Origin of the sequence: Haemophilus parainfluenzae, assembly GCF_014931415.1 — a bacterium.
GTDB classification, from domain to species: Bacteria; Pseudomonadota; Gammaproteobacteria; order Enterobacterales; family Pasteurellaceae; genus Haemophilus_D; species Haemophilus_D parainfluenzae_AF.
In genome coordinates this window covers 1,894,358-1,920,458 of record NZ_CP063121.1, presented here as the reverse complement: position 1 = coordinate 1,920,458, position 26,101 = coordinate 1,894,358, and the positions used below count along the sequence as shown (strand labels likewise).

At 39.0% G+C, this 26,101-nt stretch carries 23 protein-coding genes and 1 riboswitch; of the genes, 19 read left to right on the top strand and 4 right to left on the bottom strand.

What is annotated here, in order from left to right:
- Positions 1–8 precede the first annotated feature (8 nt).
- Together INP93_RS09310 and fumC are read right to left on the bottom strand one after the other, a co-directional pair.
- A complete protein-coding gene (locus INP93_RS09310; protein ID WP_070868120.1) occupies positions 9–611 on the bottom strand; it encodes a chalcone isomerase family protein in 603 nt (200 codons plus the stop codon).
- Positions 612–722: 111 nt separating this feature from the next.
- Positions 723–2,117: a class II fumarate hydratase gene (fumC, locus tag INP93_RS09305; RefSeq protein ID WP_049366126.1), complete on the bottom strand. Its 1,395-nt coding sequence runs from the start codon at positions 2,115–2,117 to the stop codon at positions 723–725.
- A gap of 238 nt (positions 2,118–2,355) precedes the next feature.
- Between fumC and INP93_RS09300 the strand changes: the two genes are divergently transcribed.
- The 5 genes from INP93_RS09300 (at position 2,356) to valS (ending at position 7,804) form a co-directional block, all read left to right on the top strand.
- Positions 2,356–2,787: a DNA polymerase III subunit chi gene (locus tag INP93_RS09300; protein WP_111386570.1), complete on the top strand. Its 432-nt coding sequence runs from the start codon at positions 2,356–2,358 to the stop codon at positions 2,785–2,787.
- Between the two features lie 31 nt (positions 2,788–2,818).
- The gene (locus INP93_RS09295) at positions 2,819–3,400 is read left to right on the top strand and encodes a hypothetical protein (RefSeq protein WP_197544755.1); all 582 of its coding nucleotides are present in this window, start codon (positions 2,819–2,821) and stop codon (positions 3,398–3,400) included.
- Positions 3,401–3,475: 75 nt separating this feature from the next.
- On the top strand, positions 3,476–3,784 hold the full coding sequence (gene yqfB / locus INP93_RS09290; protein ID WP_197544754.1) for a N(4)-acetylcytidine aminohydrolase: 309 nt from the start codon (positions 3,476–3,478) through the stop codon (positions 3,782–3,784).
- Between the two features lie 5 nt (positions 3,785–3,789).
- Positions 3,790–4,926 (top strand): DUF4268 domain-containing protein, encoded by a 1,137-nt coding sequence (locus INP93_RS09285; protein WP_197544753.1) that lies wholly within the window; start codon positions 3,790–3,792, stop codon positions 4,924–4,926.
- Between the two features lie 13 nt (positions 4,927–4,939).
- Positions 4,940–7,804: a valine--tRNA ligase gene (gene valS, locus INP93_RS09280; protein ID WP_197544752.1), complete on the top strand. Its 2,865-nt coding sequence runs from the start codon at positions 4,940–4,942 to the stop codon at positions 7,802–7,804.
- An 82-nt stretch (positions 7,805–7,886) separates the two neighbouring features.
- Here the strand turns inward: valS and ydiJ are convergent, their stop codons facing one another.
- The gene (gene ydiJ, locus INP93_RS09275; RefSeq protein WP_197544751.1) at positions 7,887–10,964 is read right to left on the bottom strand and encodes a D-2-hydroxyglutarate dehydrogenase YdiJ; all 3,078 of its coding nucleotides are present in this window, start codon (positions 10,962–10,964) and stop codon (positions 7,887–7,889) included.
- A gap of 399 nt (positions 10,965–11,363) precedes the next feature.
- Between ydiJ and ompA the strand changes: the two genes are divergently transcribed.
- The 9 genes from ompA (at position 11,364) to bioB (ending at position 19,400) form a co-directional block, all read left to right on the top strand.
- Positions 11,364–12,470: a porin OmpA gene (ompA, locus tag INP93_RS09270; RefSeq protein WP_197544750.1), complete on the top strand. Its 1,107-nt coding sequence runs from the start codon at positions 11,364–11,366 to the stop codon at positions 12,468–12,470.
- A 101-nt stretch (positions 12,471–12,571) separates the two neighbouring features.
- The gene (locus INP93_RS09265) at positions 12,572–13,153 is read left to right on the top strand and encodes a LemA family protein (protein WP_178164160.1); all 582 of its coding nucleotides are present in this window, start codon (positions 12,572–12,574) and stop codon (positions 13,151–13,153) included.
- A 9-nt stretch (positions 13,154–13,162) separates the two neighbouring features.
- Entirely contained in the window at positions 13,163–13,612 is a 450-nt protein-coding gene (locus INP93_RS09260) for a TPM domain-containing protein (protein WP_197544749.1), read from the top strand.
- Positions 13,605–14,405 (top strand): TPM domain-containing protein, encoded by an 801-nt coding sequence (locus INP93_RS09255; protein WP_197544748.1) that lies wholly within the window; start codon positions 13,605–13,607, stop codon positions 14,403–14,405. The genes INP93_RS09260 and INP93_RS09255 overlap by 8 nt, the downstream gene beginning before the upstream one ends.
- A gap of 75 nt (positions 14,406–14,480) precedes the next feature.
- Positions 14,481–14,807: a Grx4 family monothiol glutaredoxin gene (gene grxD / locus INP93_RS09250; protein ID WP_005699458.1), complete on the top strand. Its 327-nt coding sequence runs from the start codon at positions 14,481–14,483 to the stop codon at positions 14,805–14,807.
- A gap of 144 nt (positions 14,808–14,951) precedes the next feature.
- A riboswitch (TPP riboswitch) is annotated at positions 14,952–15,044 on the top strand.
- A 35-nt stretch (positions 15,045–15,079) separates the two neighbouring features.
- Positions 15,080–16,078 (top strand): thiamine ABC transporter substrate binding subunit, encoded by a 999-nt coding sequence (gene thiB, locus INP93_RS09245; RefSeq protein ID WP_197544747.1) that lies wholly within the window; start codon positions 15,080–15,082, stop codon positions 16,076–16,078.
- Positions 16,079–16,083: 5 nt separating this feature from the next.
- Complete coding sequence (gene thiP / locus INP93_RS09240; protein WP_197544746.1) at positions 16,084–17,688, top strand: thiamine/thiamine pyrophosphate ABC transporter permease ThiP; 1,605 nt, start codon at positions 16,084–16,086, stop codon at positions 17,686–17,688.
- Positions 17,681–18,310 (top strand): thiamine ABC transporter ATP-binding protein, encoded by a 630-nt coding sequence (gene thiQ / locus INP93_RS09235; RefSeq protein ID WP_197544745.1) that lies wholly within the window; start codon positions 17,681–17,683, stop codon positions 18,308–18,310. The genes thiP and thiQ overlap by 8 nt, the downstream gene beginning before the upstream one ends.
- A gap of 73 nt (positions 18,311–18,383) precedes the next feature.
- Positions 18,384–19,400 (top strand): biotin synthase BioB, encoded by a 1,017-nt coding sequence (gene bioB / locus INP93_RS09230; protein ID WP_049366106.1) that lies wholly within the window; start codon positions 18,384–18,386, stop codon positions 19,398–19,400.
- A gap of 45 nt (positions 19,401–19,445) precedes the next feature.
- On the opposite strand, the gene suhB is transcribed toward bioB, so the two are convergent.
- A complete protein-coding gene (gene suhB / locus INP93_RS09225) occupies positions 19,446–20,246 on the bottom strand; it encodes an inositol-1-monophosphatase (RefSeq protein ID WP_005695663.1) in 801 nt (266 codons plus the stop codon).
- A gap of 200 nt (positions 20,247–20,446) precedes the next feature.
- Between suhB and INP93_RS09220 the strand changes: the two genes are divergently transcribed.
- Genes INP93_RS09220 through recC form a run of 5 tightly spaced genes read left to right on the top strand, consistent with a single transcriptional unit; the run spans position 20,447 to position 26,038 of the window.
- Entirely contained in the window at positions 20,447–20,965 is a 519-nt protein-coding gene (locus INP93_RS09220) for a prepilin-type cleavage/methylation domain-containing protein (protein WP_197544744.1), read from the top strand.
- Positions 20,962–21,678: a PulJ/GspJ family protein gene (locus tag INP93_RS09215; RefSeq protein ID WP_197545340.1), complete on the top strand. Its 717-nt coding sequence runs from the start codon at positions 20,962–20,964 to the stop codon at positions 21,676–21,678. Before INP93_RS09220 ends, INP93_RS09215 begins: the two co-directional genes overlap by 4 nt.
- Positions 21,675–22,352 carry a DUF2572 family protein gene (locus tag INP93_RS09210; protein ID WP_197544743.1) on the top strand — a complete coding sequence of 226 codons (678 nt, stop codon included), beginning with the start codon at positions 21,675–21,677 and terminating at the stop codon, positions 22,350–22,352. The genes INP93_RS09215 and INP93_RS09210 overlap by 4 nt, the downstream gene beginning before the upstream one ends.
- A 22-nt stretch (positions 22,353–22,374) precedes the next feature.
- Complete coding sequence (locus INP93_RS09205) at positions 22,375–22,641, top strand: DUF5374 domain-containing protein (RefSeq protein WP_049383247.1); 267 nt, start codon at positions 22,375–22,377, stop codon at positions 22,639–22,641.
- Positions 22,642–22,678: 37 nt separating this feature from the next.
- Positions 22,679–26,038 (top strand): exodeoxyribonuclease V subunit gamma, encoded by a 3,360-nt coding sequence (gene recC / locus INP93_RS09200; RefSeq protein WP_197544742.1) that lies wholly within the window; start codon positions 22,679–22,681, stop codon positions 26,036–26,038.
- Positions 26,039–26,101: the final 63 nt, after the last annotated feature.

Genomic DNA, 26,101 nt, shown 5'->3' with positions numbered 1-26,101 from the left:
CTTGTTGTTTATCCTTTTGCGTCTTGTTTAAAATCGTAATTTGGTGGTAATTCCGGCATTGTATTTTCTTCATCAAAAGGCTCGCTTGCCGGTTGATGTTGAAATTCTTTGCTATCGTGAGCCGGTTTTTCTTTACCTAATAATTGCGGTTGTAATTTGATAAAACTACTTTTATCTGAAAGCCACACATCAATAAACGCTTGTGTAAATTTTTGATCGAATTCGTGATCTAACACGGTGTCGTTTAACACAAAATAGCCTTTATCTTGTAAGGCAACAAAATTTAAGATGTCGCTTGGTGAAAAATCAGGGAAGATTTCCTGCATTTTTTTCAGCCATGCAGTAGTGTCGTCTTTACTTAAGTTTTGGGCTTCCATTTCTTTAGTTAAAGCAATGGCGAAATTTTTCCCTTCAACTGGTTTCTCATATTTAATCGAAAACATTAACGGACGTTCATTCTTTTCATATGACCCCGTTTCAGAATATAAGCCGACAGTATAAACATGGAATGGCCCCCATGTGTATTCAGCGTTGCCAACTGGTTGCCATTGGGCAAAAAGTGCGGTGGAAAATAAGGCTGAAATGGCAGCAATAATAAATTTCAGTTTCATAGTTTTTTTCATATCAAAAATATTGCCGTGATTATAACAAAAAAGCCCTCTAAAAAAACACAAATAAAAAGGCAGGAATACCTGCCTTTGACATCAAATTATTAGGGGAGTTTATTTTAAGCTACCCACCATATCTTCTGGACGAACCCATTTGTCGAAATCTTCGGCTGAAACTAAGCCTAAGTTAATCGCTTCTTCACGTAAGGTTGTACCGTTTTTGTGTGCCGTTTTCGCAATTTTCGCTGCATTTTCGTAACCAATGTGTGTATTAAGTGCGGTTACTAACATCAATGAATTTTCCAATTGTTGTTTAATGCGTGGGTAGTTTGGTTGAATACCGGTTGCGCAGTGTTCATCAAATGATACGCAAGCATCACCCAATAATTGTGCAGATTGTAAGAAATTCGCCACCATGACAGGGTTAAATACGTTTAATTGGAAGTGACCTTGTGAGCCAACGAAAGAGATGGTGGTATCGTTACCGAATACTTGTGCACATACCATGGTTAATGCTTCACATTGAGTTGGGTTCACTTTACCCGGCATGATTGAAGAACCTGGTTCATTTTCAGGAATTAAGATTTCACCGATACCAGAACGAGGGCCTGATGCTAATAAACGAATGTCGTTTGCAATTTTGAATAAGCTCATCGCTAATTGTTTAATTGCACCGTGAGTTTCCACAATCGCATCGTGTGCGGCTAACGCTTCAAATTTGTTTTCTGCAGTCACAAATGGTAAACCAGTGAATTTTGCAATGTAATCTGCTACTTTCACATCATAGCCTTTTGGTGTGTTCAAACCAGTACCTACAGCTGTACCACCAAGTGCTAATTGACTTAAGTGTGGAAGGGTATTTCTTAGTGCACGTAGACCAAAATCTAATTGTGCGGCGTATGCAGAGAATTCTTGGCCTAATGTTAATGGGGTTGCGTCCATTAAGTGAGTACGGCCAATTTTTACCACATCTTTAAATTCTGCAGATTTTTTAGCAAAAGTTTTTTGTAAACGTTCTACACAAGGAATGGTGTGTTCAACTACTTTTTTGTATGCCGCAATGTGCATTGCAGTTGGGAAAGTATCATTTGAAGATTGGGATTTGTTCACATCATCATTTGGATGGATGAATGATTTTTCACCTAATTTACCACCATGTAAAACGTGAGCACGGTTAGCCACTACTTCGTTCACGTTCATGTTTGATTGTGTACCTGAACCGGTTTGCCAAATGACTAATGGAAATTGGTCGTCTAATTTTCCTGCAAGGATTTCATCACAGGCGGTTGCGATTAAATCACGTTTCTCAGCAGGTAATACACCTAAATCACAGTTTGCGAAAGCAGCGGCTTTTTTCAAATAACCGAAAGCTTCAATAATTTCGTGCGGCATAGAGGCTGCCGGACCAATTTTGAAGTTGTTACGGGAACGTTCGGTTTGTGCTGCCCAGTATTTATCTGCAGGAACTTGAACTTCGCCCATAGTGTCTTTTTCAATACGAAATGCCATGTGATACTCCTATCATCAAAAATAAAAACAAATCTCGAAAATTCTAACACCTACGAGTTATGAATGGAATGTAACATAAAGGTAAAAAGTCACTTTTGTGATATAGATCATAAAAGTGCGGTAAAAAATTTTCGTGTTTTTTCTATTTGCGTTAATCACCTTGTTGATGATTTATTTTTTAGTGCTTTTTTGATAAAATCCGCCAGTTTACAAAACGATAAATGGAGAAGTCACAATCATGGCAAAAAACGCACAATTTTATCTCTTAAATCCAGAAAAGAAGATAACAGTTGAGCAACTTGCCTGTGATCTTGCCGCTCAAGCGTGGCGTTTAGGCAAGCGAGTATTAATCGCTTGCGAAACAGAAGAGCAAGCATTTTTAATTGATGAAGCATTATGGCAAAGGGAACCGAATGAGTTTGTCCCTCATAATCTTTCAGGCGAAGCAACACAATATGCACCGCCAATTGAGATTAGTTGGAAAGGCAAACGCAATGCCCAACGTCGAGATTTGCTGATCAATTTGCAAATGGAAGTGCCGGATTTTAGCCACAGCTTTACACAATTAATTGATTTTGTACCAGTAGAAGAAACGCAAAAAGCTCAAGCGCGTGAACGTTATAAAATTCTTCGCTCGCAGGGTTGGACGCTTTCTACTGAAAACACTTAATATTTTTAACTTTAAAACCTAGGAAATTAACATGAATTTAAACGCTAAAGTGGCTTTAAGCCTTATTCTCGGCGCAAGCACCTTATTATCTGCTTGTGACAATAAAGAAAACACATCAACCCAAGTTGAGAAAGCGGTAAGAATACCTGCATCAACAGAAAAACCAGAAAGTACGGTTGAAAAATCAAAAGAATTGGTGGCTGAAACTAAATCAGCCGAAAAAGTCGCTGAGAAAACAGAAACCACAGAAGTTAAAGCTGAGGCTAACAAAGCAGATGTAAAATCAGACGCAGTGAAAGCCGAAGTTAAAAAAGAGGCGAAAGCGGATGATGTGGCAGAAAAAGTATCAGAGAAAAAAGAAACCGTTTTAGCACAACAAGCTGCAACGGCTCAGAAAGCACGCGTAATTCCTGCTGACAAAGCATCGAAAGAAAGTGCTAAATATAAACAGAAAAAAGCGGTATTGAATGTGCTAGAAAAACAATATAAACAAGTTCGTTGTTCTGCTGACGCGAAAAATTTAAGTAGTGATAGTTTCTGTCGTCAAGAAGAACGCCGTTTATTCTTAGAAATTCAACGCATTAAAGATGAATTAAGAGGAATTAAGGAATAATTTCATCCTTATCAATATGAGGGCGAGATCAATTCGCCCTCAAAATTCAAAATAGATTTTTTGTGACCGCACTTTATGAACGATATTACCTTTTATCAACGCTTCGAAGCCGATATTCTCGCTGGGCGTAAAACCATCACCATTCGGGATAAATCTGAAAGCCATTTTAAAGCAGGTGATATTTTGCGTGTAGGTCGATTTGATGATAATCAATATTTCTGCACGATTGAAGTGTTAGGTGTGTCGCCGATTACTCTTGATGAACTAACGGAACAGCATGCCGCTCAGGAAAATATGGGGTTGGCGGAATTGAAAGAGGTGATTCGGGAGATTTATCCAAGTGAAGAGCAATTTTATGTTATTGAGTTTAAAATAAAAAGATAGGCGATATGTACATTTTAGATGAGCAAACCAAAGAGTTAAAAGAAATTTCAGAGACAACATTTTCTGAGAACGGTTTAAAAGAAAGATATGATTTACAAGAATGGATAGATAACAATCCTAGAATATTGGCAAAAGAACTTGGCGCGCAAGAAGAACTTTTAATTATTCAAAAAGAATTTTCTGAATTTGATAAAACTAACGAAAGGCTAGATTTATTAGCATTAGATAAAAAAGGAAATTTAGTCATTATTGAGAATAAATTAGATGATAGTGGGAAAGATGTTGTCTGGCAGGCTCTGAAGTATGTATCTTATTGTTCAGCTTTAACTCAAAGAGAAATTATTGAGATTTATCAGAACTATTTAAATAAAAAAGGCTTGCCTGTTAATGCTGAAGATAAAATTATAGATTATTTAGAAAACGAGAATTTTAGCCTTAATACAGGAAATACTCAGAGAATTATTCTTGTTGCAAAGGAATTTAGACCAGAGGTTACGAGTACTGTTTTATGGTTACGATCAAATAATATTGATATTCAATGTATTAAAGTAGTTCCCTATATGTGGAACCAGAATTTGATTATAGATGTAGATAAAATAATTCCAGTCCCTGAGATTGAAAAATTTACAATTAGAGTATCTCTGAAAGATGCAGAAGAAAAGAAAAATGCTATAACTCAAAATATGAATGCAGAATTATATTCAAAATATTGGGCTAAGTTATTGGAGTGTGCTAAAAGTCGGGATTTTTCTCTATATGATAAGAGAACTGGTTCTCAGAGTTGTTGGATATCAACTGGAGCAGGGCTCGCAAATATTCAATATAACCTTGTTTTATTAAAGGATAAGATTAGAGTTGAGTTGTATATAAACAAAGAATCATCTGATGATAATAAGAAAATTTTTAATCTCTTAAAAGAGGAAAAGGATATTATAGAGGACAGATTTGGTGCTGAATTGACTTGGGAGCTTTTAGAGGATAAGAAGGCATCTAGAATATCTATATCATCAAATGATAGTTTTAATCGTGATGATATGGCTAATTGGGATAGATCTATAGATTGGCATATTGAGAATATGAAAAAATTTGAGAATGCTATTAAGCCATCATTAGAAAAAATTAAAACTAAAGTGAGTAATTAAAGAGAAAGTATAAATGACACAAAAATTCGAAATGGCAGACCGTTTTAATCCGTCTGCGGTAGAACAAGCCCTTTATCAACATTGGGAAGAGAGCGGTTATTTTAAACCGTCTGAAAATGAAAACGCGCCGAGCTATTGCATTGCGATTCCACCTCCGAACGTCACAGGTTCCCTACACATGGGGCATGCTTTCCAACAAACCTTAATGGATACCTTAATCCGTTTTAACCGTATGGAAGGGCATAATACCTTATGGCAAGCGGGGACAGACCACGCGGGTATTGCAACCCAAATGGTGGTGGAACGTAAAATTGCGGCTGAAGAAGGCAAAACACGTCATGATTATGGCCGTGAAGCGTTTATCAACAAAATTTGGGATTGGAAAGCCTATTCTGGTGGCACAATTAGCCAACAAATGCGCCGTTTAGGTAACTCCATCGACTGGGAACGCGAGCGTTTTACCATGGACGATGGTTTATCAAATGCGGTGAAAGAAGTGTTTGTTCGCTTGCACGAAGAAGGTTTGATTTATCGTGGCAAACGCTTAGTAAACTGGGATCCAAAACTTCACACCGCGATTTCTGATTTAGAAGTAGAAAACAAAGAGAGCAAAGGTTCCCTTTGGCATTTCCGTTATCCGTTAGCTAACGGTGCAAAAACGGCAGACGGTAAAGATTATTTAGTGGTGGCAACCACGCGTCCAGAAACCATGTTGGGCGATACAGCAGTGGCGGTACATCCAGAAGATGAACGTTATCAATCTTTAATCGGTAAAACTGTGGTTCTGCCATTGGCAAACCGTGAAATTCCGATTATTGCTGATGAATATGTGGATCGCGAATTCGGTACTGGTGTGGTGAAAATTACGCCTGCGCATGACTTTAACGACTACGAAGTGGGTAAACGTCACAGCTTGCCGATGGTTAACGTCTTAACCTTAAATGCAGATATTCGTGATGAAGCCGAAATTATCGGTACAGACGGCAAACCACTTGCAGGCTATGAAGCGACAATTCCAGCAGATTATCGTGGCTTAGAGCGTTTCGCTGCACGTAAGAAAATCGTGGCAGATTTTGAAGCGCTAGGTTTATTAGACGAAATCAAACCACACGATCTCAAAGTGCCTTATGGCGACCGCGGTGGTGTGCCAATCGAGCCAATGCTAACCGACCAATGGTATGTGAGCGTGAAACCGCTTGCTGATGTGGCAATTAAAGCGGTGGAAGACGGCGAAATCCAATTCGTGCCAAAACAATACGAAAACCTTTACTTCTCTTGGATGCGTGATATTCAAGACTGGTGTATTTCTCGCCAACTTTGGTGGGGACACCGCATTCCTGCGTGGTATGATGCGGAAGGCAATGTGTATGTTGCGCGTAACGAAGAAGAAGTGCGGTCAAAATATAACTTAGATTCTGCGGTTGAACTTAAACAAGATGAAGACGTGTTAGACACCTGGTTCTCATCAGGCTTATGGACGTTCTCTACTTTAGGTTGGCCAGAGCAAACTAAAGAGCTCAAAATGTTCCACCCGACAGATGTGTTAATTACCGGCTTCGACATCATCTTCTTCTGGGTTGCGCGTATGATTATGTTTACGATGCACTTCGTAAAAGATGAAAACGGTAAACCACAGGTGCCATTCAAAACCGTGTACGTAACGGGCTTAATCCGTGATGAAAACGGACAAAAAATGTCGAAATCGAAAGGTAACGTGCTCGATCCAATCGATATGATTGACGGTATCAGCCTTGAAGATTTACTTGAAAAACGTACCGGCAACATGATGCAACCGCAGTTGGCAGAGAAAATTGCCAAAGCGACCCGTAAAGAATTTGCGGAAGGTATTGCGGCTCACGGTACAGACGCATTACGTTTCACATTAGCGGCATTGGCTTCAAACGGTCGTGATATCAATTGGGATATGAAACGTTTAGAAGGCTACCGTAACTTCTGTAATAAATTGTGGAATGCAAGCCGTTTCGTTCTTACGAATGAAAAATTAGATTTAAGCGAAGGCGAGATCGAATTTTCATTAGCGGATCGTTGGATTCAATCAGAATTCAACCGCACAGTGGAAACTTTCCGTAACTCATTAAGCCAATATCGTTTTGACCTTTGTGCCAATGCGATTTATGAGTTTACTTGGAACCAATTCTGTGACTGGTATTTAGAATTAACTAAACCGGTATTTGCAAGCGGCAATGCAGCACAAATTCGTGCGGCAAGCCAAACCTTGGTTCATGTGTTAGAAAAATTATTACGTTTAGCACATCCGCTTATTCCATTTATTACCGAAGAAATTTGGCAAAAAGTGAAAGGATTTGTGGGCATTACAGCTGACAGCATTATGTTACAACCTTTCCCACAAGTGGAAGAAAACGGCTTTGATCCAGAAGCAGAAGCTGAAATTGAGTGGTTAAAAGAAGTGATCGTTGCGGTACGTAATATCCGTGCAGAAAGCAACATCGCACCAAGCAAAGGCTTAGATCTGTTATTCCGTAATTTAAGCGCAGAAAATGCAAAAACTCTCGAAAAACAGACCGCTCTTTTAAAAGCCATGGCGAAGTTAGACAACGTTCAAGTGTTAGCGGCAAACGAAACCGCACCACTTGCGGTAGCGAAATTAGTCGGCAATGCTGAATTGCTCGTACCAATGGCTGGCTTTATCAATAAAGAAGCAGAGCTTGCCCGTTTAACTAAAGAGATTGAAAAATATCAAAATGAAGTTAAACGTATCGAAAACAAACTTAGCAACGAAGCTTTCGTGGCTAAAGCGCCTGAAGCGGTAATTGCGAAAGAACGTGAAAAACAAGCAGAATACCAATCTGGATTAGAAAAAATCCAAGAGCAGTATAAAGCGATTGAAGCGTTGTAGTTTTTAAATAAAGAAAGCGGTCAGAGTTTAAATCTGGCCGCTTTTTATTTTTCACAATATTCTTATAAGTAGAAAATCCACTCTAGTTATTCAGCACTTCAAGCAATGCTTGAACAGGGTGTTTCAAGATAGCTTTTTCATATCGCTTCACTTGGCTACGGCAGGAATAGCCGGTCGCAAGGCAATAATTCGGATCTTTACCTTGTATTTTTTTGCCCCATGATACGTTGTAAATATCTTTTGACATGGTTTGATTTTGAACCTCATGGCCAAATACCCCCGCCATACCACAGCAGCCGACTTTTTCGACCTTCAAGGTTTGTCCAAATTGTGCAAAAATATGCTGCCATTCTTTCGGACTGTTTGGCATAAAGGTGGATTCAGTACAATGAGGGAATAAATGCCACTCAAAAGTGCGGTCAGATTTCGCGATATTTTTCACCGCACTTTGTAATGCTTTACTTTCTAATTGATTGGTCAGCCATTCGTGCGCCGTAAGCACATGGAAATCACCGCGAGAATCCCCTAAGGCCTCTTTATATTCATCTCGATAAGAAAGCACAATCGCTGGATCTACACCGACCAAAGGCATATTTAATTTAGCAACGCGATTTAAAAACTCCGCTTGTGTTTTTGCTGTTTTACTAAAGCGAGTTAAAAAACCTTTAATATGCATGGCTTTACCATTCGGTTTAAAAGGCAGAATGATTGGCTCAAAACCTAGTTTTTGTGTGAGAGCGACAAAATCACGGACCACTTTAGCATCATAATAAGAGGTATAAGGATCTTGTACGATAAAGAGCATATTGGCTTTTTCTGTTGCACTGAGACCTTCCAATTCTTCTAATTTTTTGCCTTGGTAGCCGATTTCGACTAATTGTTGTTGAAGGTTAGGCTCAGAAAGGAGAGGCAAGTCAGTCATACCCAATGTTTTTTCAACCAGGCTTTGTGTGATTTTTAGCTTGGTGAAATAATTGAATAATGCCGGTTGTTTCGCCATATAAGGTGCGGCAACTTCTAAATTCGCCACAATATGATCTTTGGCTGGACGCAAATAACGGCTGTGGTAAAAATGGAAAAATTTTGCACGGAAACTTGGTACATCAATTTTAATCGGGCATTGACTTGCGCAGGCTTTACACGCCAAACAAGTATCCATTGCTGCCTTCACTTCATGTGAGAAGTCATATTCACCACGCCATTTCTGCACGCTATTGCGGAAACGCTCCACAAGTGCGGTCAGTTTCACTTGTGTTTTATGAAAATCTAATTGATCAGGCGATACGTTTTCATTGGCCATTAATCTCAACCATTCACGCACCATCGCGGCTCGTCCTTTTGGTGAGAATACGCGATTTTTACTCACTTTCATGGAAGGACACATAATGCTGTGCTCATCAAAATTAAAGCAAAGTCCGTTGCCGTTACAATTCATCGCGCCTTTGAATTCATCTCGTATTTGAATCGGGATTTGGCGATCATTGTCCGCACGCATCGGTGAGAGAATGGAATAGAGTTCCGCATCGCTATTAAGTGGTGTACAGATTTTGCCAGGGTTTAGACGATTGTTTGGATCAAATAAGAATTTCACATAACGCAACTCTTGCCAAAGTTCGGGAGTAAAGAATTTCTCGCCATAATGAGAACGTACGCCTTTTCCGTGTTCTCCCCATAACAAACCGCCGTATTTCACCGTGAGTTCAGCCACTTCATCTGAAATTTGTTTAAAGAGTTTAACTTGGTCTTTATCGCATAGGTCTAAAGCGGGGCGAACGTGCAATACGCCAGCGTCAACATGGCCAAACATCCCGTATTGCAGATTATGGCTATCTAATAAAGCTCTAAATTCTGCAATGTAATCCGCAAGATGTTCTGGTGGTACACAGGTATCTTCCACAAAAGGAATCGGTTTGGCAGTGCCTTTCGCATTCCCCAATAGCCCCACCGCTTTTTTACGCATAGCATAAATACGTTCAATAGAAGGCAAGTCAGAACAAAGTTGATAGCCGATAATATGATCTTTGCCTTGTGCAATTTTTTCATCTAATTTCTGACAAAGTGCGCTCACTTGGCTGTCAATTTTAGCTTGATTGTTACCCGCATATTCCACAATGTTTAAACCCAGAATTGGATTTTGTTCTTCTTCTGTTAAAAGTTCTTTTACCGAATGCCAAATAATATCTTGCTTAGCAAGGTTCAGCACTTTGGAATCGACGGTTTCAACGGAAAGGGCATTGGCTTTCACCATAAAAGGCGCATTGCGAAGGGCGGCATCAAATGAGCTGTACTTCACATTAATTAAGGTACGATATTTCGGAATCGGTAATAAATTAAGTTTAGCTTCACAGATAAACGCAAGTGACCCTTCTGACCCTGTCAGAATTCGGGTGAGGTTAAATTCACTTTCATCTTTATTAAAGACATTCTTAAGATCGTAACCAGTGAGAAAGCGATTGAGTTGTGGTAAATCTTGAATGATTGAGGCGCGTTTCTCTTTGCAACGTTGGAAAATCGTTTGATGTAGCGTTTTACCATTTTCTGCAAGCGGGTAGTTTTCTAAAACATCATCAGATTTGACCGCACTTGTATCTAATATTTCACCGTTCATTAAAACAGAACGTAATGCTAAAACGTGATCAGAGGTTTTTCCGTATTGTAGTGAGCCTTGACCGGAGGCATCGGTATTAATCATGCCACCTAGTGTTGCTCGATTACTGGTGGAGAGCTCTGGTGCAAAGAATAAACCGTGAGGTTTTAAAAATTGGTTTAATTGATCTTTTACGACGCCCGCCTGCACTCGAACCCAACATTCTTCTATATTAAGCTCTAAAATGTTTGTCATGTGGCGAGAGAGGTCAACAATAATATTGTTGTTAATAGATTGCCCATTGGTGCCCGTGCCACCACCGCGAGGTGTGAAAGTTAGCTGAAGGTATTTCTCTTTATTGGCTAATTTGGTAATACGTACTACATCGGCAACAGATTTAGGGAATAAAATAGCCTGAGGAAGCTGCTGATAGACACTGTTATCTGTCGCAAGACTTAAACGGTCAGCATAATTTGAGGCAATATCACCTTCAAAATGCTGTTTTTGGAGTTCGTTAAGATAATCACTTACGACATGATTAAGTTGAGGTACATTAGAAAGACGGGGCAACATAAAATCACTCACCTATATAAAGAGAAGAAAGTGAATTTGATGATATATGAAGCTCAAAAAAAAGTCGATTTCAACAAAAGATATTTTTTGTTAGAATAGAAATCGGGTTAAAAATTAACCCGATTTTTGTGAACAAATGTTCATTTTAGGGGTTGTTTGTCTATAAAATAACCAAAAAGGGCAAAAAAAGTTTGATCTTTGGTGTTTTTATAGGATAATAACCATACTTTTGAACGTTCCTTTGGCTATGGCAAAGGAATTGAATTTGTCAAAAGGATAAGTTAGGGCAAATTCAAAACCCTAGTTAAGCAACGTTTAGAGTGTTTCTTTTTTATAAAGTTCACAATAAACAAGGAAACTTTTCTTATTAATAACGATGACTAAATAGAGGACATCAAAATGAAAAAAACTGCAATCGCATTAGTCGTTGCTGGTTTAGCAGCAGCTTCTGTAGCTCAAGCAGCTCCACAAGAAAACACTTTCTATGCAGGTGTTAAAGCTGGTCAAGCATCTTTCCACGATGGTATCAAAGCTAACACTGTAGTTCACTCTACTAATGCATACTCTGATTTCGGTGCTGGTTACAACCGTAACTCTTTCACTTACGGTGTATTCGGTGGTTACCAAATCTTAAATCGTGACAACTTAGGTTTAGCGGTTGAATTAGGTTACGATGACTTCGGTCGTGTTAAATTCAAAGATGCTGGTAAAGTAGCATTCAAACACACTAACCACGGTGCTCACTTAAGCTTAAAAGGTAGCTATGGTTTAGGCGGTTTAACTTCTGCTTTAGACGGCTTAGATGTTTACGGTCGTGTTGGTGCAGCTTTAGTACGTTCAGACTACAAATTCTATGACACAGCAACTGGTGCTCGTGATCACGCAGAAGGTCGTCACAGCTTACGCGTTTCTCCAATGTTCGCAGCTGGTGTTGAGTATGCATTACCATCATTACCAGAGTTAGCATTACGTTTAGAATACCAATGGTTAACTCGCGTAGGTAAATTACGTACTCAAGATACTCACAATAGTTCTCAAGACTATAACCCATGGATCGGTTCTATCAACGCTGGTTTATCTTACCGTTTCGGTCAAGGTGCTGCTCCAGTTGTTGCACCTGAAGTTGTAAGCAAAACTTTCAACTTAAGCTCTGATGTAACTTTCGCTTTCGGTAAAGCAAACTTAAAACCACAAGCTAAAGCAACTTTAGACGGTATCTATGGTGAAATCGCTCAAATCAACAACGCTAACGTAGCTGTTGCTGGTTATACAGACCGTATCGGTAAAGATGCACCAAACGTGAAATTATCACAACGTCGTGCAGACTCTGTAGCTAATTACTTAGTAGCTAAAGGTGTTCCAGCTCAAAGCATCTCTGCAGTTGGTCACGGTAAAGCTAACCCAGTTACAGGTTCTACTTGTGACGCGGTTAAAGGTCGTAAAGCGCTTATCGCTTGTTTAGCACCAGACCGTCGTGTTGAAATCGCAGTTAACGGTACTAAATAATTTTATTTAGTTATCCATTAACGGATTAACATTAGAAGACCTAAACTTCGGTTTAGGTCTTTTCTTATATAAATTAAACCTATAATTGAAGGAATTTTTGAATGAAAAAGTGGATTATCTTGATTATTATCGCAGTTGCTGCAGGTTTAGGCTTAATGTCTAGCTACAATGGTTTAGTAAAAGCAGAAACTGAAATTGATTCTGTTTGGGCGAATGTTGAATCATCTTATCAACGTCGTGCTGATTTAATTCCAAACTTAGTAAATACTGTAAAAGGTCAAGCTAATTTTGAACAACAAACATTAACTAATGTCATCGAAGCGCGTGCAAAAGCGACACAAACTAAAATTGATCCGTCTAATTTAACGGAAGAACAATTAAACGAATTCCAACAAAACCAAAATCAAGTGGGTTCAGCATTATCTCGCTTACTTGTTACAGTAGAACAATACCCACAATTAAAAGCGAATGAAGGTTTTATGAACTTACAAGCGCAACTTGAAGGTACAGAAAACCGTATCAATGTGGCTCGTAATAAATTTAATGAAGCTGCACGTATCTATAATGAAAAAGTACGTCAATTCCCAACTAAATTAGCAGCAATGATTTTTGGTTTTAAAGCTAAACCTTACTTTAAATCAGCTGCAGGCGCTGAAAATGCACCAACTGTAAACTTTAACTAAGGTTTATCTATGCCATTCTTTTCCAGAATTCCGGTAGATAAAAAGCAAATCGAGGCGGCGATTAGTCGCCTCGAAAGCTTAAGTTCGGCTGAGTTACGTGTTTATATTGAACGTAAAGTACCAAAGGCTTCTGCACAACTGTCTGCAATGGAACGTGCTTTAGAAGTGTTTGATGAACTGGAAATGCATAAAACAGCGGCGCAAAATGCCGTGTTGATTTATGTGGGATATAAAAATCATCTCTGTGCAATCGTAGGAGATAAAGGTATTCATCAATTTGTTGATGTGGCTTATTGGCAGTTACAATGCGATTTAATGATTGAGCAGTTTAAACAAAAAGCTTATACACAAGGCATTATCGATGCGATTGATCGTATCAGTGATATTTTATCTCGCCATTTCCCCATTCAGCCTGATGATGTGAATGAATTATCTAATGAGGTAATTATTAATGGCTAAGCTTTTATCTTTTATGAAAAGTGCGGTTATTTTTAGCCTTATTTTTTTTGCTCAAATGGTTGCTGCGGTAGAATTTCCGCCTGCACCAAATCCTTTCCATTACATAAACGATTACACCAACACACTTTCATCAGAACATAAGCAAATTTTAGAAAATAAACTGATTGCTTATAGTAAAGAAACGAGTTCACAAATCGCTGTTGTTTTGGTTCCTACAACTGGTGAATATGAAATTGCGGATTATACCTTTGCTTTAGGTGATAAATGGGGCATTGGACGAAAAAATCTGAACAATGGCGTGTTGATGCTGATAGCGAAGGATGATCGCAAAGTCTTTATCGCAACAGGTCAAGGTTTAGAAGGCGTATTGCCGGATGCTTTTTTATCACAAGTCATCCGTTCGGCAATTTTGCCACAATTTAAACAAGGCCAATATGCGCAAGGTATTAATGATGGCTTAAACCAAATTATTGCGGCAAGTAAAGGCGAGTTCGATGCGGCACAAGTTGAAGAAGATGCGTTCGATAAATACATCCCATTCTTAATGGTATTGGCATTTATTGCCATTGTTCTATTTGGTGAATTCCAATATCACAAAGATGAAGTCTATATTAGCCCGAATCAACGTGATCAACTGAATAAAATCATTCGTCAAAGTACTATTTCTCGTCGTCGTGGCGGCGGTTCCGGTTTTGGAGGTGGATTTGGTGGTGGCTTCGGCGGAGGTGGTTCTTCCGGTGGTGGTTTTGGTGGCGGTGGCTTCGGCGGCGGTGGAGCGGGTGGAAGTTGGTAAGACCAAGCCTTTCACTCAGGTTCTATCTTATGCTAGAATAACGCCCTATTCAGACTTATTTGAACAAGGAACATTATGGAAACGTTAGACAAAATCAAAAAGCAAATCGCTGAAAACCCAATTTTAATTTACATGAAAGGTTCACCAAAATTACCTTCTTGTGGTTTCTCTGCACGTGCATCTGAAGCATTAATGAATTGCAAAGTGCCTTTCGGCTATGTTGATATTCTTCAACACCCAGATATTCGTGCTGAATTACCGGCTTATGCAAACTGGCCAACTTTCCCACAATTATGGGTAGAAGGTGAGCTAATTGGTGGTTGTGATATTATTTTAGAAATGTATCAAGCGGGTGAACTTCAAACTTTATTAAGTGAAGTAGCGGCTAAACATCAAGCTTAATTGATAACCGATTATCAAGATAAACCTGCTTTTTAGCAGGTTTTCTTTTGCTCAAAAAATGATAAACCAGATAGAAAAGTGTGATCGAATTAACATTTTTAAATGAAATAACTTGTTGATTAAATTTCCTTAAGATAGACTACATCGCGTTAGTCGGGGTGCCTATATTAACGGCTGAGAAATACCCGTGAACCTGAAACAGATAATGCTGGCGTAGGAAACTAATCATCTCATTATGCTGTTTCGTTATGCAAAAATAAGGAGAACGCATAATGAACAAAACTCTTCCCATTTTAACCGCACTTTTTACTGCTTCCGCTTTCGCACAAGCTGCACCTCAAACATTAGATGTTTATACTTATGATTCATTTAGTGCTGATTGGAGCGCTGGACCAAAAGTTAAAGCGGCTTTTGAACAACAATTCCCGCAATGTAAGCTGAATTATGTGGCTTTTGACAATAATGGCACCTTGTTTAACCGTGTTCGTCTAGAAGGTAAAAAAATTAAGGCGGATGTGGTGCTCGGTTTAGATAGTTATCAAATTGAGGATGCACAAAAACTCAATATTTTTGAGCCAAATAAAGTGGATTTAAGCCAGTTACGTTTACCAATTAAATGGGAAAATCACACGTTCTTACCATTTGATTATGCGCAATATGCGTTTATTTATGACAAAAATAAACTGACTAATCCACCAAAGAGCTTAAAAGAATTAGTTGAGCGTCAAGATCTTAAAGTGTTATATCAAGATCCACGCACAAGCAGTATAGGACGTGGTCTATTACTTTGGATGAATGCAGTTTATCCAGCAGCAGATGTCGAAAATGCTTGGAAAACCCTTTCTAAACATACTGTCACGGTCACCAAAGGTTGGACTGAGTCTTATGGTGCCTTCTTAAAAGGCGAAGGTGATGTCGTTTTAAGCGTCAATACTTCACCGATTTACCATATTCTTTCTGAACAAAAAGACAATTATGTGGCAACGGAATTTGCAGAGGGGAGCGTATTACAAGTTGAAGTCGCAGCAAAAGTTGCTAACCGTAATAATGCCTGTGCAGATGAATTTTTAGGATTCTTACTTTCACCACAAGCTCAAGCGGATATTGCTAAAAATAATGTGATGTTACCCGTGGTAGAGACTAATATCGAAAGCCATATTGATGCGCTTAATTCTCGTGCAAAATCAATGCGTATTTTAGATACCACTACGGTGACAAGTGAGCAGCTTAAAGGCTGGATCAATCAATGGCAAAAAGCCTTATCTAAATAGTATTAATGAGCTTATTGCAACATCCGCATTTTCGTCCTCGCCATTATTTGGGCGGAAGTGCGGTCATTTTTTTCATTGTTTTACTCTATGGATTTTCACTTTCTGCGGTTTTTTCAGTAGGAAGTGATTATGCCTTATCTGATTTTTTAAAAGACGATTATCTGCATCAAGTCATTACCTTTAGTGTCGGGCAGGCATTCTTATCAGCATTGCTTTCTAGCGTAATTGGAACTTTATTTGCGCGTGCTTTTTTCTATTTAGATTTCAAAGGTAAATCGCTCATTTTACGCATTTTTTCCCTCACATTTGTTTTGCCGGCATTATTGGCTATTTTCGGTCTAATTGGTATTTATGGCTCGGCCGGTTGGCTAACACAACTGCTGCAAATCTTAGGCATTTCGTGGAAACCCTCCATTTATGGTTTAAGTGGGATTCTCATTGCTCATTTATTTTTTAATATTCCTCTAGCGGCACGAATGAGTTTGCAAGCTTTGCAAAGTGTACCGACTGAACAGCACCAACTTGCGGCACAATTAAATATCAAAGGTTTCACATTTTTCCGTTTAATTGAATGGCCTTATTTGAAAAGCCAAATAGTCTCTGCCTTTGTGCTGATTTTTATGCTGTGTTTCACCAGTTTTACGATAGTGTTGGCACTGGGTGGCGGGCCACAAAATAGCACGCTAGAAGTTGCGATTTACCAAGCTATTTTCTTTGAATTTGATTTACCCAAAGCCGCACTTTTTGCGCTTGTACAATTTACGTTTTGTTTTGCTTTATTTTCACTTTCACAATATTGGGCAAAAGCACCTGAAACGCAGATTTCGCAACGTTACCGCTGGGTTTTGCCTTCTTCAAGTGCGGTCAAATTTGGACATGTTTTTGTCTTATTCTCTGTGTGCTTATTTATTTTAAGTCCCTTATTCAATATTGTTTTTCAAGGTTTATCTGCAACTCAATTATTTGGCTATTGGCAAAATCCACAATTATGGAAGGCGCTTGCTTATTCATTAACCATGGCACCGACAGCCGGGATTTTATCGGTATTATTTGGATTTTTCTTATTATTGCTTTCACGGCAACTACAATGGTTATATCACCCCAAATTAGCCCATTTAATTTTAACGGGGGGCATGATGATTTTAGCCATTCCGACGATTGTCTTAGCAGTCGGCTTATTCCTTTGGTTGCAAGATATTGATTTTTCAGCAGGGCATTTGTTTGTAGTGGTATCGGTTTGTAACGCCTTGGCTGCCTTGCCATTTGTTATCAAAATTCTCAATACACCAATGAATCAATCGATGCAATATTATGAAAAACTCTGTTTATCGCTGAATATTACAGGTTGGCAACGTTTTCGTTTAATTGAATATCCACTGCTAAAAGCCCCATTGAAATATGCCTTGGCGCTTGCGACGACCTTATCACTCGGCGATTTTACGGCGATAGCCTTGTTTGGTAGCCCTGATTTTACTTCTTTGCCTCATTTGCTTTATCAACAAATCGGGCAATATCGAAGCCAAGAAGCGGCAGTGACGGCATTGATTTTGTTGGGCTTATGTTTAGGGTTATTTATGTTTATTGAAGGGCAGAAGGAACAGAATGATTAAATTAAATAATGTGGTCTTCAATTATCAATCCATGCCGATGGTATTTGATTTACAGATTCAAGCCCAGGAAAAAATCGCCATCATTGGTGAAAGTGGCGCAGGAAAAAGTACCTTGCTGAATTTAATTGCCGGATTTGAATATGCTGATAGTGGCGAGATTTGGCTTAATGATGAAAATCATACCAAAACGGCACCTTTTGAACGCCCCGTTTCCATGCTATTTCAGGAAAACAATCTCTTTACTCATCTTTCCGTAGAAGAGAATATCGCCTTAGGTTTAAAACCGAATTTAGCCTTAAATGCAGAAGAAAAAGCACTTGTAGAACAAGCCGCAAGTGCGGTCAATTTACAGGATTTTTTAACACGAAAACCGACCGCACTTTCAGGTGGACAAAAACAGCGAGTGGCATTGGCACGCTGTTTGCTACGAGATAAACCTATTTTATTATTGGATGAGCCTTTTTCAGCGCTTGATCCTAAACTACGCATTGAAATGCAGGATTTAATGGATCAATTATGTGAAGAAAAAAAACTTACCATGTTACTGGTAACGCATCAACCTAAAGAAATTGAACGGCATATTGATCGAGTGATTGAAATTCATCAAGGCAAAGTGATCTGATCTCTTTTCATCATATTGCAGAGTAATATGCTCAACTTAATAAAAGCGACATAGCTTAAACGAGGAAAATATAATGACCACAACAAATGTAGTACAGCTTTCATCCATTACACCTCACCCCTCAGTAGAGTATTGGTCTGTTTGTAAAGTCGAAGCGCTATTTGAAACACCTTTTTTAGAATTAGTCTATCGTGCGGCTCAAGTGCATCGAGAGCATTTCAACCCTGGCGCGATACAGTTATCGACGTTGATGTCGATTAAGACGGGTGGCTGTCCAGAGGATTGTGGCTATTGTCCTCAATCAGCGCGTTATCAAACAGGTGTACAAAATCAGCAGATCTTGGATATTGATGAAATTGTCGAAAAAGCCAAAATTGCTAAAGCACGTGGTGCAGGACGTTTTTGTATGGGCGCAGCATGGCGTGGTCCTAAGCCTAAAGATATGGAAAAAGTGACGGCGATTATTCGTGCGGTAAAAGATATCGGCTTAGAAACTTGCGGTACCTTTGGGTTGTTGCAAGATGGTATGGCGGAAGAGTTAAAAGATGCGGGATTGGATTATTACAACCATAATCTTGATACGGCACCGGAGAATTATCACAATGTCATTGGCACACGCCGTTTTGATGATCGTTTAAGTACATTAGGAAAAGTACGTCATGCCGGTTTAAAAGTTTGCTGTGGTGGTATTGTGGGTATGAATGAAACCCGTAAAGAGCGAGCAGGCCTCATTGCAAGTTTGGCAAATCTTGATCCGCAGCCTGAGTCAGTGCCGATTAACCAATTAGTAAAAGTGGAAGGCACACCAATGGCAGAAGCGGCTGATTTAGATTGGACGGAGTTTGTTCGTACTATTGCGGTGGCGCGTATTACCATGCCGAAAAGTTATGTTCGTCTTTCTGCAGGTCGTCAAGGTATGAGTGAAGAAATGCAAGCCATGTGCTTTATGGCTGGTGCGAATTCCATTTTCTATGGGGATAAATTATTAGTAACAGGCAACCCAGAAGAAGATGGCGATCAACTTCTTATGGCAAAATTAGATCTAGAGCCAGAAACGGAAGAAAATAGAAAACCACTCGACAGAAATTAGTCATAAAAAAAGTGCGGTGAAATCTACCGCACTTTTTATTGAGGCTTACTTCACTTGTTCAGTTAGGCAAGGCTGAATTTTATTTAGCATTTCTTTTAAAATACGCGCTGGTGCAGCTACAATGTTGCCTGAGCGTAAATAGCCATGACCCGCATTGAAATCACACACTAAACCGCCTGCTTCACGCACGATTAAATCACCCGCTGCGCAATCCCAAGGTTTTAAACCCATTTCGAAATAACCATCAACGCGACCGGATGCTACATAGCAAAGGTCTAATGCGGCAGAACCCGTACGACGGAAATCTGCTGCTTCATCAATTAAGTTATTCATGATAGCAAATTGAGTTGGCATCAAGCTTGGTTGTTTGAATGGGAAACCGGTGGCTAAAATCGCCCCGTTAAGTTCATTTTGACTATCTACACGTAAACGCACTTCATTTAATTTTGCGCCTTCACCACGTACAGCCGTGAATAATTCATTACGAATAGGATCGTAAACCACACCCACTTCGGTACGGTTTTTTACACGGATAGCAATAGAAACAGAGAAATGTGGCAAACCTTTTACAAAGTTGGTTGTGCCATCTAGTGGATCAATCACCCATTGAATATCACTGTCTTTGCCTTCTAATGCACCACGTTCTTCACTGATAATTGTATGATCAGGATAAGATTTTTGAATGATTTCAATGATCTCAGCTTCAGCGGCTTTATCGACGCTGGTCACATAATCATTAATACCTTTTTTACTTGTTTGGATGTCATCACGGCGTTCATAGTTTTTAGCAATCACGTTGCCCGCTCTTCGTGCCGCACGAATCGCGATATTTAACATTGGATTCATATTTCCACCAGATTTTAAAGAACAGATAAATAGGTCGCCTATTATAAGGGAGTTTTAGTAAATAGCCAGTTGAAAATGTTTAATTCACAGTTTTTCCCGTTTTTTAAAGGAAATTTGCGATCGGTATCGCAAAAATAAAGTAGCAAATTTGGCTTTCTTCTGAAGGAATTTTAAAGTGCGGTCAAAAAAGAAGGCATTTTATGTATAAAGGGATAACCTTATTAGAAACCTTGATTGTATTATTTATTTTAAGCTTAACGTTGGCGTTTGCATTGCCTAAATGGCAGAAAAACGATCCCAAATATTTTCTCGAAAAAGAGCAACAACGGCTTTATTTTTTCTTACGTGATATCCAAGCGAGGGCAGAAAATTCATCAGCGATTTGGTTTATTTTGGCCAATCAAGATAGGGCGAATCAACGTTGGTGTATTACTGCTCAAGTAAAAAACGATCATTTTTGTGATTGTTTTCATCCCCAGAATTGTCCTAAAAACCTTTATGCACATTTTTACTATCCTTATTTTGAAGGAAAAACGATGCTTATAGGCCCTAAATTATATCCGTCAGAAGTGGCGGTGAAATTTAATGGGGCCAGAAATACCATGGAAACGAATTGTTTTATGTTACAGGCGGAAGAGCATCGTACATTGTTCTCTTTTTTCAATGTTGGCAGTATCAAATTAAAGTCTGATCAAGCGGCGAGTGCATGTACAAGATGAAACCATTAAAAGGTGAAACATTGGTGAGCTTATTGATTTCACTTGGCTTATCCGCTTTATTATTGTTATTGGTTGCACAATTTTATGCCCAAACTCAACAGCAAAATCAGCGTTTAATGTTACAACTCAAACTACAAGCAGAATTACAACGCACAATTCAACTCATCGGGAAAGATTTGCGTCGCGTAGGCTTTCGGGGCGCAAACCAAAAACTCATCGAGGATAATCTGGTTTTATTTGAATTGGATGAAAAGGGCACTGCAATAACCATTGCTCAAGCTGATAATGCCCCGTCAAATAGTTGTGTTTTGTTTTTTTATGATTTGAATAGCAATGGTTGTATTGGTGAAAAATACACAAAAAATACCTGCGTAAATGGCGTTAAAAATGTGGCGAAAAATATCGAAAAAGAGCTATTTGGTTACAAACTTAACGGCAAAATGATCGAAACCAAACAAACCTACAAAAATGCAGTAAATGCAGATTGTCGCTCAGCAGAGTGTCAGCGAGCCTTAGCGCAATCTACTTGTAACGCTGGTGGTGGATGGACTGATTTATTGGATGAAAAAGAGTTTGAGATTTCTCAATTACGTTTTGATTGGTTAAAGGCAGGGAAAGGGATTGAAATTAAACTCACAGGGCATCTTGCCGCATATAAGCATATTCAATATGAAACTTCGCTTGTAGTGCCTTTATTAAATCAAGAAGAATGATGATGAAAAAAGGGATTGTGACACTGACGGCACTGATTTTACTTTCAGGCTTATTGGCGCTGATCTTATTATTTGATGAACAGCTCTTTGCGTTTTTTCGATCTCAAATGAGTCAGCGAAAATATTATGTAGAACAAGGCCTGGCGTTACAGAAAATCAGTCTGCAGCAACAAACTCACATTTGCCAAAACTTGCCTTTAAATGGTGCTGAGAAAGTGAAACAAGTCTTTTTCGAGTCTAATGGGGCAGAGGATAAAGTGGCCTATTCTGTTTGGTGTAAACGTGCAGAGTTATTTAAGAAATCGCCCACAAAAGGCATTAATGAAAATATGCTGCGGGATTTTATTTCCAGCGAAAAACAAGCTGATTTTCAACCGCACTTTGTGAAAGTAGATACTACTTTAACTGTTCAAAAAACACCGCAAGTATATTGGATAACACAAAGCCAATTAGAAATTAAAGGGAATGTGAGTGGCATTTTGTTAGCAGAAGGAGATTTAACTTTAACAGGTAAAGGGCGAATAAGTGGTGCGGTGATTACAGGTGGTTCGCTTAAGTTAGAAGATGGCGTGACGGTGGCTTACGGTAAAGCCGTGGTGACAAAACTCGTACAAGAATATAGCCAATGGCGTTTGGTGGATAAAAGTTGGAGTGATTTAAGTGCACAAGATTAAAGTGAATAAAGGGATGTCGTTAATGTCCCTTTTATTAGCCTTATCGATTTTCAGTGGGTTATTTTTGATCTTTAATCGATGGACGAGTGAGCAACGGAAAAGTGCGGTCAGAATTTTTCAAGAATTTCAGGCGATTCAAATTGCTGAAAATCAGGCTCAACGTCAGTTTTTAGGCTTGTCTTGTGAAAATAGCGTAGAACAAAATGGTATTCAATTTGCAATTCAATGCAGTCATCATCAAGTGAATATACGCTATCCTCAAGGTGAATTTTTATTGAAAACCGAGTAAAATAACGCATTGTTTTTGCTTTCAAAAGGGCGTTACTTTGTTCGTTACTTATTATTCAAACCAACCAGAAATTCAAAAGGATATTTTAGTTTCGCTGTTGGAAAATTTACCGCAACATGATCCGTTTCAATCTGACATTGTGTTGGTGCAAAGTCCGGGTATGGCACAATGGTTGCAAATGGAAATTGCTAAAAAACGCGGCGTTGCAGCGAATTTCCAATTCCCTATGCCTTCCAGTTTTATTTGGAAACTTTACGCCAATAATTTGCCGAATGTTTCCACGCAAAACCCTTTTGAAAAAGATTCAACGTTATGGCGATTAATGCGATTAATCCCTACTTTTTTACAGCAAAAAGAATTTGAACCATTAAAAAAATATTTAGCGTCCTCACCGGCATCAGAACAGCAAAAACTTTATCAATTAAGCCTAAAAGTTGCCGATTTATTTGACCAATATCTCGTCTATCGCCCCGAATGGATTGCTGCATGGGAAGAAAATAGCGATGAAAAAATCTTGGCACAAATTAATCAGCAAAAGCAGGGGCTTTCGGCATTAAATCCTACCTTTCTTTCTCAAATTAAAGGCAATATTCACTGGCAGGGAATTTTATGGCGAGCCTTGGTGGATGATGTCCAACGTGATTTCGGTGGAAAAGCAAAGCATCGTGCTGCACTCAATCAACAATTTTTAGCATTATGTCATGATCCCAATGCGACACTCAACTTACCAGAACGTATTTTTATTTTTGGTATTCCAGCATTGCCAACGGTTTATCTCAATATTTTCCAAGGTATTTCAGCTAAAACAGATGTGCATTTATTCTTTAATAATCCATGCCAAGAATATTGGGGCGATTTGCGAGATCTGAGTAAATCCTATTTATTAGAAAGACAGCGTTTCGTGCAAGCAAGCAACGATGTGAAGCCTTTAATTTCAGCCGAGCAAGTGTCATGGGAACCCACCGATCTTGATTATACCAATCAACAAGAAGAATTGTTCAGCGGGAATCCGCTTTTAGCCTCTTGGGGAAAAATGGGACGAGATTTTCTCTATCAATTAGTGCGTGATGAAGAAAATATTCAAGCCATTTCCCGTGATTACTATGCAGAACTTCCCGAAAAAACATTGTTAGGGCAGCTCCAAAATCAAATTTTGACGTTAAGTCATGGTGCATTAAATGTCGCGGAAAATGACCGCTCTTTGGTCGTGAAATCTTGCCATAGCGCGATGCGAGAAGTTGAAGTGCTGCATGATTATTTATTGGATTTATTCAATCAAAATCAGCATAAGCCAAAAGAAGAACAGATTACACCAAAAGATGTGGTGGTCATGGTGGCCGATGTTAATCAATACACGCCTTATATTCAGGCTGTCTTTGGGGCGAATAGTGCGGACGCACCCGTTATTCCGTTCTCAATTTCTGACAGTAAATTATCTGAAAGTGATGTGATCGTGTCGAGCTATCTTTCCCTGTTAAATTTAAAAGAAAGTCAGTTTGGCGCAGAAGAGGTACTGGCTTTATTGGATATTCCCGCTATTCGTGAACGTTTTAATGTTGCGCTTGCCGATCTCGAACAAATTCGTGAATGGGTGAAAGAGTCGGGCATTCGCTTTGGTTTAGAAAAATTGCAGAATACACTGAATTTTAACGCGTGGCAGGCGGGGCTTGAACGTATGACTTTAGGTTATGCGATGCGTGAAGAGCAAGGAGTTTGGCAAGACAGCCTTGGGCTTGATAGTAGCTATGGATTGAAAGGGCAGTTAGTTGGTGCGGTGAATCAATTTTTTACTGCCTTAAATAAATGGCATCAAGATTTGCAAAAGGCATACAATATTGAAAAATGGCGTGAAAAATTGACCGCGCTTTTGACGGATTTCTTTGTGCAAAATGAAGAAACTGCAGATACCTTATTTTATATTCAAGATTGTATCAATGCCTTTGCCGATGATTTGCAGTCCGTCAATTTTGAAGAAACCTTGCAAGCGGATGTCATTGCGGAAGTGATGTCTGCACGTTTAGAAGAAACACCAAACAGCCTTCGTTTTTTAGCAGGAAAAGTGAATTTCTGCACACTTTTACCAATGCGTTCCATTCCTTTTAAAGTGGTGTGTTTGCTCGGAATGAATGAGGCGGATTACCCACGCAGTCATACGCCAAATAGTTTTGACTTGATGCAATATCATCATCAAAAAGGCGATCGTGTTCGTCGAGATGATGATCGTTACTTATTCCTCGAAGCATTACTGGCCGCAAGATCCCATTTTTATGTGAGTTATGTGGGTTCTTCAATTATTGATAATCAACCTAAAGAACCTTCAGTATTGGTGAGCCAGTTAATTGATTATATTAATCATTATTCAGACGATGGCTTGAGGATTGAACAACATCCAATGACGGCGTTTAGTCCAAGCAATTTCCAAAGTGAAGGGAAAATTAACCGCTCTTTTGCGAAAAAATGGCTACCAATTGCTCAATTCCAAGAAAGAAAATGTCATGAATTTGTTGTGCCGATGAGTGAAAATCAAGCGCCAATAACGGAAATTGAGCTCGATCGTTTTGTGAGTTTTGTTGAAAATCCAGTGAAGTTCTTTTTTGAAAAGCAGCTTGGCGTGTATTTTCGAGATGAGGACGATCGTATTGAAGAAAGTGAAAACTTCACGTTAAATGGTTTGGATCATTATCGCATTAGTAATGAGTTATTGCATTTAGAGGAAGCGCAATTTAACGATTATTTTGCGAAACAGCGAGTGAAAGGCATCATGCCACGAGGCGAGTTTGCAGAAGTCTGTGCGCAATCCATTCGTGCTGATGTATTGGCTTTTAAAGAGAAAATTAAGGACTATTCTTCACCACACAGTGAGAGTGTCGATTTTGTGGTGGAAACGGCACAAGGCAATATTCGCTTATTTGGTTATATGGAGCCATTATTTGGTGATGAAAATCAGATAATCGAATGGCGATTTGCAAAATATAAGGATCGTTATCGTATTCGCCCATGGCTTTATTATCTCATTCAACTGGCGACAAAAGAGAATGCACTGCCACCACGAATTATCGCTAAAGATAAGGATTTAACATTAAAAACAATAGAAAAATCAACCGCACTTGAGAAACTGAAAATGTATGTAGAGGCCTATTTACAAAGCCAGCAACAAATTCAGCTCATTCCAACGGAAAATATAGCGAAGTTTATTGAAAAAGATGAAAGTGCGGTCAATTTTGACAATGTTTTAACGAATATCGAATCCCTAGCGAAAGATGATAACTATGGTTATAGAAAAGCCGATCCTTATTGGGCGAGGGTGTGGGGGCAAACAGAACAATTTAAATCGCAGGATGGTCTTTTACAATTGGTGAAACAAACCACATCTTGGTTTGGAGAAATGTTGTCTTAAAGCGGATCTTCAGATCGAAAAGATCCTGGATTTTTGATAAGATACTGACTTAAGAATCATTTT

What these genes read in the sequence shown, in the direction of transcription:
- INP93_RS09310 (WP_070868120.1), bottom strand. Translation starts at nt 611, where the DNA reads ATGAAACTGAAATTTATTATTGCTGCCATTTCAGCCTTATTTTCCACC.
- fumC (WP_049366126.1), bottom strand. Translation starts at nt 2,117, where the DNA reads ATGGCATTTCGTATTGAAAAAGACACTATGGGCGAAGTTCAAGTTCCT.
- INP93_RS09300 (WP_111386570.1), top strand. Translation starts at nt 2,356, where the DNA reads ATGGCAAAAAACGCACAATTTTATCTCTTAAATCCAGAAAAGAAGATA.
- INP93_RS09295 (WP_197544755.1), top strand. Translation starts at nt 2,819, where the DNA reads ATGAATTTAAACGCTAAAGTGGCTTTAAGCCTTATTCTCGGCGCAAGC.
- yqfB (WP_197544754.1), top strand. Translation starts at nt 3,476, where the DNA reads ATGAACGATATTACCTTTTATCAACGCTTCGAAGCCGATATTCTCGCT.
- INP93_RS09285 (WP_197544753.1), top strand. Translation starts at nt 3,790, where the DNA reads ATGTACATTTTAGATGAGCAAACCAAAGAGTTAAAAGAAATTTCAGAG.
- valS (WP_197544752.1), top strand. Translation starts at nt 4,940, where the DNA reads ATGACACAAAAATTCGAAATGGCAGACCGTTTTAATCCGTCTGCGGTA.
- ydiJ (WP_197544751.1), bottom strand. Translation starts at nt 10,964, where the DNA reads ATGTTGCCCCGTCTTTCTAATGTACCTCAACTTAATCATGTCGTAAGT.
- ompA (WP_197544750.1), top strand. Translation starts at nt 11,364, where the DNA reads ATGAAAAAAACTGCAATCGCATTAGTCGTTGCTGGTTTAGCAGCAGCT.
- INP93_RS09265 (WP_178164160.1), top strand. Translation starts at nt 12,572, where the DNA reads ATGAAAAAGTGGATTATCTTGATTATTATCGCAGTTGCTGCAGGTTTA.
- INP93_RS09260 (WP_197544749.1), top strand. Translation starts at nt 13,163, where the DNA reads ATGCCATTCTTTTCCAGAATTCCGGTAGATAAAAAGCAAATCGAGGCG.
- INP93_RS09255 (WP_197544748.1), top strand. Translation starts at nt 13,605, where the DNA reads ATGGCTAAGCTTTTATCTTTTATGAAAAGTGCGGTTATTTTTAGCCTT.
- grxD (WP_005699458.1), top strand. Translation starts at nt 14,481, where the DNA reads ATGGAAACGTTAGACAAAATCAAAAAGCAAATCGCTGAAAACCCAATT.
- thiB (WP_197544747.1), top strand. Translation starts at nt 15,080, where the DNA reads ATGAACAAAACTCTTCCCATTTTAACCGCACTTTTTACTGCTTCCGCT.
- thiP (WP_197544746.1), top strand. Translation starts at nt 16,084, where the DNA reads ATGAGCTTATTGCAACATCCGCATTTTCGTCCTCGCCATTATTTGGGC.
- thiQ (WP_197544745.1), top strand. Translation starts at nt 17,681, where the DNA reads ATGATTAAATTAAATAATGTGGTCTTCAATTATCAATCCATGCCGATG.
- bioB (WP_049366106.1), top strand. Translation starts at nt 18,384, where the DNA reads ATGACCACAACAAATGTAGTACAGCTTTCATCCATTACACCTCACCCC.
- suhB (WP_005695663.1), bottom strand. Translation starts at nt 20,246, where the DNA reads ATGAATCCAATGTTAAATATCGCGATTCGTGCGGCACGAAGAGCGGGC.
- INP93_RS09220 (WP_197544744.1), top strand. Translation starts at nt 20,447, where the DNA reads ATGTATAAAGGGATAACCTTATTAGAAACCTTGATTGTATTATTTATT.
- INP93_RS09215 (WP_197545340.1), top strand. Translation starts at nt 20,962, where the DNA reads ATGAAACCATTAAAAGGTGAAACATTGGTGAGCTTATTGATTTCACTT.
- INP93_RS09210 (WP_197544743.1), top strand. Translation starts at nt 21,675, where the DNA reads ATGATGATGAAAAAAGGGATTGTGACACTGACGGCACTGATTTTACTT.
- INP93_RS09205 (WP_049383247.1), top strand. Translation starts at nt 22,375, where the DNA reads ATGTCCCTTTTATTAGCCTTATCGATTTTCAGTGGGTTATTTTTGATC.